Here is a 14,247-nt window from a genome sequence, read left to right as displayed (position 1 = left end):
AAAATCACAATTTAGTATAATATTTTTGATATTTCCGAACGGATGATGCGCGGTCTGAAACGTGGCGGCGCTATCGTGCACAAAGAGAAAAGGGGTGAAAATGTGGACGAACATTCTATTCCAAAAGTCGTGATAAAGAGATTGCCCCGGTATTACCGGTATCTGGGGGATCTGCTTGAAGCAAATGTAGAGCGTATCTCGTCAAATGAGCTAAGTGATATGATGCACGTGACAGCCTCTCAGATACGTCAGGATCTGAACAACTTCGGAGGCTTCGGACAGCAGGGATACGGCTATAATGTCAAGTATCTTTACAGTGAGATCGGGAGGATCCTGGGGCTTGACCAGGTCTACAATATGATCATCGTGGGAGCCGGAAATCTCGGACAGGCGCTTGCGAACTATGTGAATTTTGAAAAAAGCGGGTTTGTGGTAAAGGGTATTTTTGACGTGAACCCTACGCTGCGGGGAGTATCGGTGCGAGGGATCGAGATACGTATGGTCGATGAGCTGCCGGTATTTATCCGTGAAAATGAGATAAAGATCGCGGCGCTGACGCTCCCGAAGACAGGGGCGGAGGAGGTGGCGCCGGTACTTGTAGAAAGCGGTGTGCGGGCGATCTGGAATTTTGCTCATACGGATCTGCAGCTTCCGAAAAACGTTGTTGTCGAAAATGTCCATCTCTCAGAAAGTCTGATGCAGCTTTCCTATAATCTGAACCATCTGGAGAAAAAGAAATAGGCATATCGCAGGAAAAAAAGGGGCAAACAGGTCGGCAGGTCACAGGATCGGTCGGCCTTAACATTTGGAAAGGAGCTTCCATGGAATTTTTGTTAAATGCAGCGCAGATGAGACAGTATGATCATGATACGATCCACAGAGTCGGCATCGGATCGCTGGTCCTTATGGAGCGGGCTGCACTGTGCACGGTAGAAGAGATGCACCGGTTTGGCTGTGACCTGAGCAGTGTGCTCGTCGTCTGCGGCTCCGGCAATAATGGAGGGGACGGCTTTGCGGTGGCGAGACTGCTCGACGCGCAGGGGATACCGGTCCGTGTCGCTTTTGCGGGCAGGGAAGCATCCATGTCCGAAGAGACACGGATACAAAGGCAGATATGTGAAAACTGCGGAATAAAAATCAGCAGTAATTACATGGAACATGAATATACTACTATAGTAGACGCAGTTTTCGGCATCGGGCTTTCGCGCGATATCGAAGGAGCGTATGCACAGGTCATCGACTGGATCAATAAACAGGATGCCTGCATTGTATCGGTCGATATTCCAAGCGGCGTCGGGGCGGACACCGGAAGGATCATGGGGACCGCGATCCAGGCGGATCTGACGGTGAGTTTTGCTTACCGGAAGCTTGGACATGTGCTGTATCCCGGCACGCAGAACTGCGGAAGCGTTGTGTGCAGGGATATTGGGATCACTGCAGGGCGGTTTCACAGCGGTATCCCTTCTGTGTTTACCTATACGAGGGAGGATCTTGCAGGCATTGCTCCGAGAAAACCGTATTCTAACAAAGGGACGTACGGAAAGGTGCTTCTGATCGCGGGAAGTGAAGGGATGAGCGGCGCTTCCTGCCTTGCGGCAGAAGCGGCCTACAGAAGCGGCAGTGGTCTGGTGCGCGTGTTTACGCAAAAGAGCAGCAGGCAGGCAGTCCAGCTTTATCTGCCGGAGGCAGTTGTTTCGGTATGGGAGTCGGAGCATGCTCTGCCGGAGGGACTTTCAGATGCGCTTTCCTGGGCAGATGTAGTAGGCATCGGACCCGGGCTCGGCACAGGATTTGTACAGGAGCGGATGCTGGAATACGTGCTTGAGCACTGTGCGGGTCCGCTTGTGATCGATGCAGACGGGCTGAACCTGCTGGCAGGGCGTATGGAGCTTTTGTACGGCGCAAAGGCAACGGTGATACTGACGCCTCATATTGGCGAGATGATGCGGCTGGCAGGCTGTGAAAAAGAGGAGATACTGGATGATATTATCTGCTTTGCCAGATCGTTTGCGCAGCAGTACGGCGTGATCTGTGCGCTGAAGGATGCCCGTACGGTGGTTTCGGATGGGAAAAAGGCGTACGTGAATACGTCCGGCAACAGCGGGATGGCTGTGGGCGGCTCCGGAGATGTCCTTACAGGTGTGATCTGCGGGCTTCTGGCCCAGCATATGCCTGCGTTTGAAGCGGCCTCACTGGGGGTATACCTGCATGGACTGGCAGGGGATGCTGCGAGGGAAAAGAGAGGCGCATACGGGATGATCGCGAGGGATATTTCAGAAGAGATCGGTTTTGTATTAAAGCAGGTGGAAGATCAGAGGTTTGACTGACGAGGGGGGATTCGAGATGAACGGAAGGATCACTGCGTATATAGACATGGATGCGATCGCGCAGAATTTTTGCAGTATGAAAAAAAATCTGTGCGGAAGCGCCAGGCTGATGGCAGTTGTAAAAACAGACGGATACGGGCATGGCGCAGTGCCGATCGCAAAACTGGCAGAGAGCTATGATTACATATGGGGCTTTGCGGTAGCAACGGTGCAGGAGGCAAAAAGCCTGCGGGAGGCGGGGATCACAAAGCCGGTGCTGATACTGGGCTACGCGTTTGAAGAGGATTATGCATGGATGGCGGCGCATGGCGTCCGTCCGTCTGTGTTCTCCTGCGAAATGGCGCAGCAGTTTGCTCGTGCGGCAGGAGCGTGCGGCGTCTGCGCACCGGTGCATATCGCTGTGGATACAGGGATGTCGCGCATTGGCGTTTCGGATGATGCAAAGGGAGCTGATCTGGCAAAGCGGATCGCAGGATTTAAGGAGCTTACTGTGGAGGGCGTGTTCACACATTTTGCAAAAGCAGATGAGGCGGATAAGGATTTTACGCAGGAACAGATCCGCCGCTTCACTGGCTTTTGCGATACGCTGGAAGCAGCGGGCGTGCACGGGTTTATGCGCCACTGCTCCAACAGCGCCGGGATACTGGAGATCCCGGAGGCACATATGGATATGGCGCGGGCCGGGATCACGATCTACGGGATCTATCCGTCGGAGGAGGTAGACAGGAGCCGGATGAAGCTTGTGCCGGCGATGTCCCTGAAATCGCACATTATCCACTTAAAGACCATACAGCCGGGTACGCACGTAAGCTATGGCGGAACCTTTACCGCGAAAAGACAGACTGTCGTCGCGACAGTTCCGGTCGGCTACGGGGACGGATATCCGAGAAGCCTAAGCGGCAGGGGCAGTGTCCTGATCAATGGAAGACGCGCGCCGATCCTGGGCAGGATCTGCATGGATCAGTTTATGGTTGATGTGACCGATATCCCCGCACAGCTGTTTGATGAGGTGACGCTTCTGGGACGCGACGGAAAAGAGGGGATCACGCTGGAAGAGCTTGACCGGGATTCCGGGCGTTTCCCGTATGAATTCGTCTGCAATATCGGCAAGCGTGTGCCGCGCGTGTATACGGGAGGCAGCCGGGAGACCGGGCGATAGGATTTTTGCTTTCGGGACTGCAAAAACAGGATAACCATAGTGAATATACAGAAGAAACAGGGAGATACTTAAGGTAATGAAGTGAAAAAATCCTTGTATCGGAGTGTGAATGGTGTGGTTATTAAAAGAGGAGATATTTTTTATGCAGATTTAAGACCAGTTGTCGGATCAGAGCAGGGCGGTATACGTCCGGTGCTGATCATCCAGAATGACATTGGAAACCGGCACAGTCCGACGGTGATCTGTGCGGCGATCACATCAAAGATGAATAAGGCGAAGCTGCCGACCCATGTGGAGATAGAAGCCGGAAAGTATGAGATCGTAAAGGATTCTGTGATCCTTCTGGAGCAGCTGCGTACGATCGACAAAAGGCGGCTGAAGGACCGCGTGTGCCATCTGGATATGGAACTGCTTTCGCGCGTGGACCGGGCGCTTCAGGTCAGCCTGGAGCTGCTTACATAGTCTCCGGGATTTCAAAACTTGACGAATGAAAGCGAAAATGATATATTGAGATAACGTACCTGAGGATACAATAGGGGCAAAAGGAGAGTAATATACTTTATGGACAGTGACACGGGCAGTATAATAGGTGCTGTCGTTCTGGCAGCGCTGCTGCTGATTGACTTTATTATGACATCATTTGCCGCCGCAGTCGATGCGGCGTCAGATGCCGAACTGGAAGAAGCGTTTGAGGAGGCCGGACGGCCGTCCGGGGCGATCCTGCAGGTGAAGAGCCATATGGGGATGCTTTCGCATACGATATGGCTGCTGCATGTGGTGATCTGTACGGGCGCAGGAGCTGTCTGCATCCATTTTGTGCGCGGACGTGTGCAATGGGCAGTGCTGGCGCTTTTGATGGTGCTGGTTTATCTTGCCGGATATTCTCTGCCGGAGATGTCCGGGCGGAAAAATCCGACGCGCACAGTCGTACGCAGATATGCGTTTGCACATAAGGTCATGACAGTACTGAGGCCTTTTACATATGTGATGACTGTTCTTTCCAATCTCTGCATCCGGCTGTTTGGCATTGATCCGCAGTCTCTGGAGCAGGAGGTGACAGAGGACGAGATCATCACGATGGTCAATGAAGGTCATGAGCAGGGTGTGTTTAATGCCAGCGAGGCTGAGATGATCCAGAATATCTTTGAACTGGATGATAAAAAAGCCGGCGATATCATGACACACCGGAAAAATATTATTGCTTTGAGCGGCGCCATGAATCTGCACGATGCGATCAGCTTTATGGTAGGCGAGTCCGTATCGCGTTTTCCGGTATATGAGGACAGTGTCGACAATATCCTTGGTGTGATCCACTTCCGGGATGCCATGAAGTTCCATACTATGGGGACGTACGATGACTGGCTGATCAGGGATATCAGCGGGCTTGTGCGAAGCGTGCGTTATATTCCGCAGACGCGGGGGATCGACGTGCTGTTCCGCAATATGCAGGCAGAAAAGCTGCAGATGGTCATTGTCGTGGATGAGTACGGGCAGACGGCCGGACTGGTCACGATGGAGGATATTCTGGAGGAGATCGTCGGAAATATCCAGGATGAATATGACAACGAGCTTCCGCTCATTCATGAAGAGTCGCAGGGCACTTATCTGATGGACGGTATGGCGCCGCTTGATGAGGTGACGCAGACGCTTGGCTTTTTGCTTGAGGAAGCAGATCAGGATTACGGTACCTTAAACGGACTTTTGATCTCGCGGCTTGACCGGATCCCGGCGGACGGAGAGCAGGCGGAGGTCGTGGCATACGGCTATCTGTTCCAGATCATGAGTGTGAAAAATAAAATGATCTGTTCTGTACGGATCACAAAATATAAAGAAGAGGAGTGACATTTGAGTTATGTCAGGACATTCAAAATTTGCAAATATCAAACACAAAAAGGAAAAAAATGATGCGGCAAAGGGCAAGATTTTTACGATCATCGGCCGTGAGATCGCAGTAGCAGTAAAAGAGGGCGGATCAGACCCGGCAAACAACAGCCGTCTGCGCGATATCATCGCAAAGGCAAAAGCGAACAATATGCCCAACGATACGATCGAGAGAGGCATCAAGAAGGCGGCGGGAGAGCTTGGAGCCGTCAACTATGAGTATGTTACATATGAGGGGTACGGACCGAACGGCATCGCGATCATCGTAGATGCGCTGACGGACAATAAAAACCGTACGGCCTCCAATGTCAGAAATGCCTTCACAAAGGGAAGCGGAAGCATTGGTACGCAGGGCTGTGTCTCCTATATGTTTGATCAGAAAGGGCAGATCATCATTGACAAGGAAGAATGCGACATGGAAGCGGATGATCTGATGATGATGGCACTGGATGCGGGGGCAGAGGATTTCTCTGAGGAGGAAGACAGCTTTGAGATCCTGACCTCTCCGGATGATTTCAGCACGGTCCGTCAGGCTCTGGAGGAGCAGGGAGTGCCGATGGCGTCCGCAGAAGTGACGATGATCCCGCAGACCTATGTAGCGCTTACGGATGAGACTGCATTAAAGCAGCTCAACAGGACGCTCGATCTTCTTGATGAGGATGATGACGTACAGGCGGTTTATACCAACTTGGAGGAATAATCAGGATGAATTACTATCTGACCGGAATTGAAGGAATGCCAAAGCTGCTGGATGGCTGCGCAGAGCCGCTGAAATATTTCAAGCGGAATGTTTATCCGGATGCGTTCCGGAGGATGTATCAGGAGCATGTCGCGACATTTGATGCAATTGAAAACGGATACAATTCCGTGATCGACAAGGAGCAGTTCCTTATCAACATGGCGGATGCACTGACGGCGCATGCAGTCGAAAAGATGAATGCGTGCAGCCGGAAAAACAGCAGAGAACAGATGCAGATGGATCTCAATATGACCATGGCTGTTTTTGTGATCCCGATGGTACTCGAGTATAAAGGAAACTCGTCAAAGCCGCTTGCGGAAAAGCTTCTGGAAGCCTGGAAGCGGGAGTTTCCGAAATCAAATCTTCAGGCTGCTGATTTCGATTATATCGAAAAAGGTTTCCACAAGAAATTCTGCTATATCACAACAGCGGTATGCGAGTCTTTCGGAAAGAGCGACGACTGCTATGAGCTGACGCTCCTGCGTGACTACCGGGATACGTATCTTGCATCGCTTCCGGATGGACAGGAGCTGATCGGAGAGTATTACGATGTGGCGCCTACGATCGTCAAGCATATCAATCAGCAAAAGGATCCGGCGGGGATCTACCGCCTGATCTGGAAGGAGTACCTGGCTCCGTGTATCGAGATGATCGAGGATGACAGGCTGGAGGACTGCAGGGAGCATTATGAAGAGATGGTCCGCCATCTGTCAGATGAATATTTTATCCAGTAGGATGTGATCCGTCCGTGTCGGGCAGGACGAAAGCGTATGCTTTGGGGAGCCCTGATGCGGATGGATTTTTTGATTTTTGCGTATGAATTGTCCGGAATCGGAAATACTCAGTAAGAGTATGAAATATATTGTAAGGAGGGCACCATGGGGCAGACAAATCAGGCGCAGAAAAAGCAACCGGGAGGAGCAGAGGATCGGCGTGAGGAAAAGCGGGAGGAACAAAAAGAGCAAAGAGAATCCATCAGGGAGACGGGAGAGATGTCTCTTAGCCACAATATCCATCTGCTCAGTGTGATCGGGGAGATTGAAGGACACGAATGTCTCTCGGCAAATGCAAAGACAACGAAGTATGAGCATGTACTTCCGCGGCTGGCGGCGATCGAGGACAATCCGGAAATAGAAGGACTTTTGATCCTGCTCAATACAGTAGGAGGCGATGTCGAGGCCGGACTTGCGATCGCAGAAATGATCGCTTCTTTGAGCAAACCGAAAGTATCTCTTGTTCTTGGCGGCAGCCATTCGATCGGTGTGCCGATCGCAGTTTCCACAGACTATTCTTTTATTGTAAAGACAGGGACAATGGTGATCCATCCGGTACGTATGAGCGGAACGGTCATCGGAGCGCCGCAGACGTATGATTATTTTCAGCAGATGCAGGATCGGATACTGGGCTTTATTTCGGATCATTCGCGGGCAACCAGAGAACGCCTGGAGGAGCTGATGCTGGATACCGGGATTTTGACGAAGGACCTGGGGACGATCCTGGTCGGAGAAGATGCGGTAAAGGAGGGACTGATCGACGAGACCGGAGGGATCAGTGATGCACTTTGCAAGCTGCACCACATGATCGAGGCAGGGTGAGACACCCTGCCAAAATACTGCCTTTTGAAAAAACCTTGTTTCAGGCAGAAGAACATGATAGAATAAAAAACAGACAACGAAAATATATGATTTGGAGGAAGCTATGACACTGATAGAATCAATTTTACTTGGTATCGTGCAGGGGATTACAGAGTTCCTTCCGGTGAGCAGTTCCGGACACCTCGCTATCCTGCAGAATATTTTTAATGTAGAGACGGGGGGCAGTATGCTTTTTGATATCATGCTCCACCTCGGTACACTGGTGGCCGTGTTTGTCGTGTATCGCAAAGATATCTGGAGTATGATAAAGGAAGCGGTCCTGATGTTTGCAGACATATGCATAAATCTGAAAACCTTTATCCTGAACAGGATACATAAAACATCGTTAAAATACAGAAAGATCGTACACAACAGCTACCGTAAATTTGTAGTGCTCGTGATCGTATCGACAATTCCGACCGGACTGATCGGCGTGCTCGGAAAGGATCTGATCACACAGGCCAGCGAGACGCTTCTGATCCCGGGGCTGTGTCTGCTGATCACGGGTGTGCTCCTGCTGATCGCAGATCTGGCAAAGGAAGGGAAAAAGAAGCCAAAGGAGGTCAGCTATAAAAGCGGACTGATCATCGGAGCGGCACAGGGACTTGCGACACTTCCGGGACTTTCCCGTTCCGGGACAACGATCGCGACCTGCATTCTGTGCGGCCTTGACCGGAGATTTGCTGTGAAGTATTCTTTTATTTTATCGATTCCGGCAATCCTCGGCGCAGCAGTGCTGGAGATCAAGGATGTGATCGCAGAGCCGATCGAGATGGGGCAGATTGGGATCTATGCAGTCGGCGCTCTTTTTTCCGCGGCAGTCGGCTATATCTGCATCAAGACCATGCTGGTCATCGTGCGCAACAAAAAGTTTAAGTATTTTGCATACTACTGCTTCGCAGTGGGGATCGTGGCAGTTGCAGGACATTTTCTGATCTGAGAGATGCCGCATGTCATGTAGAATGAAAAGTTAGAGGGGACGTAAAATTGGCATCAAACGCAACAAAGAAAAAGACTACAACAGCGAAGAAGGGCACAGCTACCGCAAAGGGCGGCGCAGCAGGAAAAAGTACCGGGACCGGAAAGAGCAGTACCGCAGCGAAAAAAAGCACAGGAACCAGAAAGAGCGGTACAGCAGTGAAACAGACGGCTGCTTCCGTTCGGGAGGCAGGACCGTCAAAGAGCACAGGGAAGACGGCAAAGCGTACCCGGTCAGGAGAAAGCCGTCCTGCAAAGCTGACCAGAGTCGAGCAGCAGACAGCCGGCATATCGCCTGATCGGGAACAGACAAATCCGCTGATCGTGAGGGAGGCTGTGCTGTGGCTGATCCTTGCAGTCTGTATTTTGTTATATATCAGTTATTTTGGCATCGGGGGTTATCTTGGAGAGGTGATCTCCGATGTCAGTTTTGGTGTGTTCGGGATCACGGCATACGCGTTTCCGGTGATCGTATTTGTGGCAGCTGCATTTCTGATATCAAATAGAGGCAGCCGCATCGCATCTGTGAAATGCCTGTCTGCACTCGGACTGTACATCTGTATCTGCGGTGTTGCAGCGCTGTTTGTATATGGAGAGGAGCCGCATGCCACCGCGGCACAGCTGTATGAGTTCTGCGCTTCTAAAAAAACAGGGGGCGGAGTGATCGGCGGTACGATCTGCAGCCTGCTGCAGCCTGCCCTGGGCGTGGCAGGAACGGGGATCCTGCTCCTGGTTCTGATGATCGTATTTTTTGTGCTGACAACACAGAAATCCCTGATGCGTTTTGTCAGAAATAAAAGCAGCCGGGTATATCGCTCGGCAAGGGAATCCTCTGCCAGAAGGCGCGAGGCGCATCGCAGGGAGATGGAAGAGTGGCAGGAGGAGGAAGCGTACCGCAGGCACCATCCGGTGGTAGTGCGGGACAATGTGAGAAATGCGCAGGCGCCCGGGGAGGACAGGGCAGATGAGACGGCCTGTCAGGAGCAGCCGCAGCAAAATGTCATGGCACAGGAAAAGGGCCACAGAGGCGGCAGACAGCAGGTACGCACAGAGATCGACGTGCCGGTCCTGTTTCCGGTCCAGGGGCGTGAGAGCCGTACCGGGCATAAGGTCTGCGGCGTGACAATGGATACGAAGATCGTCGGCAGTCCGGAGAGCGTTGGGGCAGAGATCCATGAGATCATGCCCGGACACCTGGATGGCGGCCGCAGTATGCGCATGGACGCTTCGCCGGAGAAAGGGACCTCCTATATTGATCTGGAGCAGCTGACTGCAGACATGCAGACGGATGAGAAAGCGGATGATATGGGGCTTGAGCTTTACAGCGAGCGTATGCCGCTGCATATTGAGGGGATCCATACACAGCAGCAGGAGGAAGCAGGCGGCGGACAGGAAGAGCTGCCATACCGCGAACCGCACGCGGTGCAACCATCTCAGGAAGCGCAGGCGGCGGAGCAGGTGAGAAAAGCACCGGAAAGCAGAGAAAAGGTTTCTGAGGTATCCGAAGAAGACAGGAAAGAGCAGGAGGAGGCAGCCCGGCCGATGGCGCCGAAAAAGAATCCACGCTCCTCAAAGGAGGAGATCGAGGAGGGGATCGCCAGTGTGCAGGCTGAGATGGAAAAAGCGGCAGAGGCAGTAAAGCCGGAATACGTATTCCCGCCGCTGGATCTTCTAAAGCGCGGCAGCAGTAAATCAAGTGCGGGGCAGGAACAGGAGATACGAAAGACAGCGGCGAAGCTGCAGCAGACGCTTGAGAGCTTTGGCGTGCGTGTGACAGTAACAAATGTAAGCTGCGGACCGAGCGTGACCCGCTATGAGCTTTTGCCGGAACAGGGAGTAAAGGTCAGCCGCATTGTCTCACTTGCCGATGATATCAAGCTGAATCTTGCGGCAGCCGATATTCGTATTGAAGCGCCGATCCCCGGAAAGGCAGCCGTCGGTATTGAGGTGCCAAATACAGAGAACAGCGCTGTGGCGCTGCGTGATCTGCTGGAATCAAAGGAATTCAGAAAGCATCCGTCAAAGCTGGCGTTTGCCACGGGAAAGGATATCGCCGGAAAGGTTGTTGTCTCCGATATTGCGAAGATGCCTCATCTGCTGATCGCAGGAGCCACAGGATCCGGTAAGTCCGTCTGCATCAATACGCTGATCATGAGTATCCTGTACAAGGCAAAGCCGGAAGAGGTCAAACTGATCATGATCGACCCGAAGGTCGTAGAGCTGAGTGTATATAATGGGATCCCGCATCTTTATATCCCGGTTGTGACAGACCCAAAGAAAGCGGCAGGTGCGCTTAACTGGGGGGTTGCGGAGATGACGGACCGGTACAACAAATTCGCAGAGCTTGGTGTGCGCGATCTGAAGGGATATAATAAAAAGATCGAGGATATTCAGGATATAGAAGATGACAAGAAGCCGCAGAAGCTTCCGCAGATCATTATCATCGTGGATGAGCTTGCGGATCTGATGATGGTGGCTCCGGGCGAGGTGGAGGATTCTATCTGCCGCCTGGCACAGCTTGCGCGTGCGGCGGGGATCCATCTGATCATCGCGACACAGCGTCCGTCTGTAAATGTCATCACCGGACTGATCAAGGCAAATATGCCTTCGCGTATTGCCTTTTCGGTGACGTCAAGCGTCGATTCCCGTACGATCATTGATATGGGAGGGGCGGAAAAGCTGCTTGGAAAAGGAGACATGCTGTTTTATCCGCAGGGCTATCAGAAGCCGGCCAGAGTGCAGGGGGCGTTTGTTTCAGATGAAGAAGTCTCTGATGTGGTAGATTTTCTGAAAAACAAAAATACAGATCCGTCTTACCGTGCGGACATAGAAGCTCAGATCGCGAAGGTCCAGCACAGTGCGGCCGCAGCAAGAGGCGAGGAGGATACGGATGCGCTGTTTGCGGATGCGGGTAAATTTATTATCGAAAAAGATAAAGCTTCCATCGGTATGCTGCAGCGTGTGTTCAAAATCGGCTTTAACCGTGCGGCCCGGATCATGGATCAGCTAAGCGAGGCGGGAGTTGTGGGGCCGGAAGAGGGAACAAAGCCCCGGAAGATTTTGATGTCTGCAGAGGAATTTGAAAATTATCTCGAAGAAAACTGACAAATGTCTGATTTTCCCGTTGAATTTTCCCGTCTGTTGTTTTATACTGAATGAAATATGACCTGCGTGATTTACAGCGCGCAGTACAAAGGCAGGGTTTCCCTGCTATAAACAATATGGAGGTATACGAATGTACAAGATTTTGAAAGCAGGAAAGCTTGCGGGCAATATCTATGAGATGGTTGTCGAAGCTCCGCGAGTTGCAAAGCGCTGCCTGCCGGGACAGTTTATTATTGTCAAGATGGATGAAGTCGGTGAGAGGATCCCGCTTACGATCTGCGACTATGACAGAGAGGCCGGCACAATCACGATCGTATTCCAGCCGATCGGTGCTTCTACAGAGAAGTTTGCTACACTGAAGACGGGAGATTCCTTCCGCGATTTCGTAGGTCCGCTCGGACAGCCGTCAGAGCTGTGTCTGGAGAAAGAGCTGGAGGAGACAAAAAAGAAAAAGATTCTTTTTGTTGCCGGCGGTGTAGGTACTGCACCGGTATATCCGCAGGTAAAATGGCTGCATGAGCATGGCGTTGAGGCTGATGTTATCATCGGAGCCAAGACAAAGGACCTCGTGATCATGGAGGATAAGTTCAAAGAGGTGGCAGGAAATCTCTACATCACCACCGATGACGGTTCCTACGGCAGAAGCGGTATGGTCACAAAAGTTATTGATGATCTGATCACAAACGAAGGAAAGACATACGACTGGTGTGTATCCATCGGACCGATGATCATGATGAAATTCTGCTGCCTGACAACGAAAAAATACAATCTGAAGACGATCGTCAGCATGAACCCGATCATGGTGGACGGCACAGGCATGTGCGGAGCATGTCGTGTGGTAGTCGGCGATGAAGTGAAGTTTGCCTGCGTGGATGGGCCGGAGTTTGACGGTCATCTGATCGATTTCGACGCTGCGATGAAGAGACAGGCAATGTACAAGACAGAGGAAGGCAGAGCGCTTCTGAAGCTGCGTGAGGGAGATACTCATCACGGCGGATGCGGCAATTGCGGAGGTGACGAATAATGGCAGACGTATTAAAGAAGGTTCCTGTAAGAGAGCAGGATCCGCAGGTGAGAGCGACAAATTTTGACGAGGTATGCCTTGGCTATAATAAAGAAGAAGCAATGGAAGAAGCTGCGCGCTGCTTAAATTGCAAAAATGCAAAATGTATCGAGGGATGCCCGGTAAATATCAATATCCCGGCATTTATCAAGGAAGTAAAAGAAGGAAAATTCGAGGATGCCTACAAGGTGATCTCCGAGTCCAGTGCACTTCCGGCAATCTGCGGCCGTGTCTGTCCGCAGGAGAGCCAGTGTGAGGGAAAATGTATCCGCGGCATCAAAGGCGAGGCTGTTTCTATTGGAAAGCTGGAGCGCTTTGTTGCTGACTGGGCAAGAGAGAACGGGATCAAACCGCCTGCTCCCGAGAACAGGACAGGACGCAAGGTGGCAGTGATCGGTTCCGGTCCTGCAGGACTTACCTGCGCCGGTGATCTCGCAAAGTATGGCTATGATGTGACGATCTTTGAGGCGCTTCATGAGCCGGGCGGAGTGCTTGTATACGGTATTCCGGAGTTCCGTCTTCCGAAGCTTGACGTGGTCGCAAAGGAAGTGGAAAATGTAAAATCTCTCGGTGTAAAGATCGAGACAAATGTCATCATTGGCAAGTCTATTACAATTGATGAGCTGATGGATGAGGAAGGATTTGAGGCGGTATTTATCGGTTCCGGCGCAGGACTTCCGATGTTTATGGGTATTCCGGGAGAGACTGCAAAGGGTGTATTCTCTGCGAATGAGTACCTGACCAGAAATAACCTGATGAAAGCTTTCCGTGAGGATTATGATACACCGATCGTACACGGCAAAAAGGTAGCAGTAGTCGGCGGCGGAAACGTTGCAATGGACGCTGCAAGAACAGCGCTGCGTCTCGGTGCAGAAGTACATATCGTATACCGCAGAAGTGAGGCAGAGCTTCCGGCCCGTGCAGAAGAGGTTCATCACGCAAAGGAAGAGGGGATCATTTTTGATCTTCTGACAAATCCAAAGGAGATCCTCGTAGATGAGAACGACAGCGTATGCGGTATCCGCTGCATCCGCATGGAGCTTGGCGAGCCGGATGCATCCGGAAGAAGACGTCCGGTAGAGATCCCGGGATCTGAGTTTGACATTGATGTTGACACTGTGATCATGTCACTGGGTACGTCACCGAACCCGCTGATCTCCTCTACCACGATCGGACTGGATGTAAATAAGAGAAAATGCATCGTGGCAGATGATACGACAGGCCAGACCTCAAAGGACGGCGTGTTTGCAGGCGGCGATGCTGTGACAGGAGCGGCTACCGTTATCCTGGCTATGGGCGCCGGAAAGGCTGCAGCAAAGGGAATCCATGAGTTCCTGAGTGCAAAGAACTAAACAAACGCA

At 51.8% G+C, this 14,247-nt stretch carries 12 protein-coding genes; all 12 read left to right on the top strand.

Translation table 11 applies throughout. From position 1 onward, the window contains the following. Positions 1-75 precede the first annotated feature (75 nt). The 12 genes from QOX44_RS01130 (at position 76) to gltA (ending at position 14,238) form a co-directional block, all read left to right on the top strand. The gene (locus QOX44_RS01130) at positions 76-741 is read left to right on the top strand and encodes a redox-sensing transcriptional repressor Rex (RefSeq protein WP_331488279.1); all 666 of its coding nucleotides are present in this window, start codon (positions 76-78) and stop codon (positions 739-741) included. 80 nt (positions 742-821) lie between these two features. After that, a complete protein-coding gene (locus tag QOX44_RS01125; protein ID WP_283680808.1) occupies positions 822-2,327 on the top strand; it encodes an NAD(P)H-hydrate dehydratase in 1,506 nt (501 codons plus the stop codon). 16 nt (positions 2,328-2,343) lie between these two features. Continuing rightward, positions 2,344-3,486 carry an alanine racemase gene (alr, locus tag QOX44_RS01120; protein WP_283680807.1) on the top strand — a complete coding sequence of 381 codons (1,143 nt, stop codon included), beginning with the start codon at positions 2,344-2,346 and terminating at the stop codon, positions 3,484-3,486. 114 nt (positions 3,487-3,600) lie between these two features. Then, positions 3,601-3,948, top strand: a complete 348-nt coding sequence (locus tag QOX44_RS01115; RefSeq protein ID WP_283680806.1) for a type II toxin-antitoxin system PemK/MazF family toxin — start codon at positions 3,601-3,603, stop codon at positions 3,946-3,948. A 99-nt stretch (positions 3,949-4,047) separates the two neighbouring features. After that, positions 4,048-5,328 carry a hemolysin family protein gene (locus QOX44_RS01110; protein ID WP_283680804.1) on the top strand — a complete coding sequence of 427 codons (1,281 nt, stop codon included), beginning with the start codon at positions 4,048-4,050 and terminating at the stop codon, positions 5,326-5,328. A gap of 10 nt (positions 5,329-5,338) precedes the next feature. After that, on the top strand, positions 5,339-6,067 hold the full coding sequence (locus QOX44_RS01105; RefSeq protein ID WP_283680803.1) for a YebC/PmpR family DNA-binding transcriptional regulator: 729 nt from the start codon (positions 5,339-5,341) through the stop codon (positions 6,065-6,067). A gap of 5 nt (positions 6,068-6,072) precedes the next feature. Next, entirely contained in the window at positions 6,073-6,840 is a 768-nt protein-coding gene (locus tag QOX44_RS01100; protein ID WP_283680802.1) for a CFI-box-CTERM domain-containing protein, read from the top strand. A gap of 144 nt (positions 6,841-6,984) precedes the next feature. Further along, positions 6,985-7,701: a ClpP family protease gene (locus tag QOX44_RS01095; RefSeq protein WP_283680801.1), complete on the top strand. Its 717-nt coding sequence runs from the start codon at positions 6,985-6,987 to the stop codon at positions 7,699-7,701. 103 nt (positions 7,702-7,804) lie between these two features. Further along, complete coding sequence (locus tag QOX44_RS01090; protein WP_283680800.1) at positions 7,805-8,680, top strand: undecaprenyl-diphosphate phosphatase; 876 nt, start codon at positions 7,805-7,807, stop codon at positions 8,678-8,680. A gap of 47 nt (positions 8,681-8,727) precedes the next feature. Beyond that, the gene (locus QOX44_RS01085) at positions 8,728-11,823 is read left to right on the top strand and encodes an FtsK/SpoIIIE family DNA translocase (RefSeq protein WP_283680799.1); all 3,096 of its coding nucleotides are present in this window, start codon (positions 8,728-8,730) and stop codon (positions 11,821-11,823) included. Positions 11,824-11,953: 130 nt separating this feature from the next. Further along, complete coding sequence (locus tag QOX44_RS01080) at positions 11,954-12,847, top strand: sulfide/dihydroorotate dehydrogenase-like FAD/NAD-binding protein (protein ID WP_283680798.1); 894 nt, start codon at positions 11,954-11,956, stop codon at positions 12,845-12,847. Next, positions 12,847-14,238, top strand: coding sequence for an NADPH-dependent glutamate synthase (gene gltA / locus QOX44_RS01075; protein WP_283680797.1), 1,392 nt, complete (start codon positions 12,847-12,849; stop codon positions 14,236-14,238). The genes QOX44_RS01080 and gltA overlap by 1 nt, the downstream gene beginning before the upstream one ends. The last annotated feature ends 9 nt before the right edge of the window (positions 14,239-14,247 follow it).

Origin of the sequence: Parablautia sp. Marseille-Q6255 (genome assembly GCF_951230155.1) — a bacterium.
Taxonomy (GTDB): Bacteria; Bacillota; Clostridia; order Lachnospirales; family Lachnospiraceae; genus Choladousia.
Note: the sequence above shows the minus strand (reverse complement) of the source record. Positions and strands in the feature narration are given on the sequence as shown.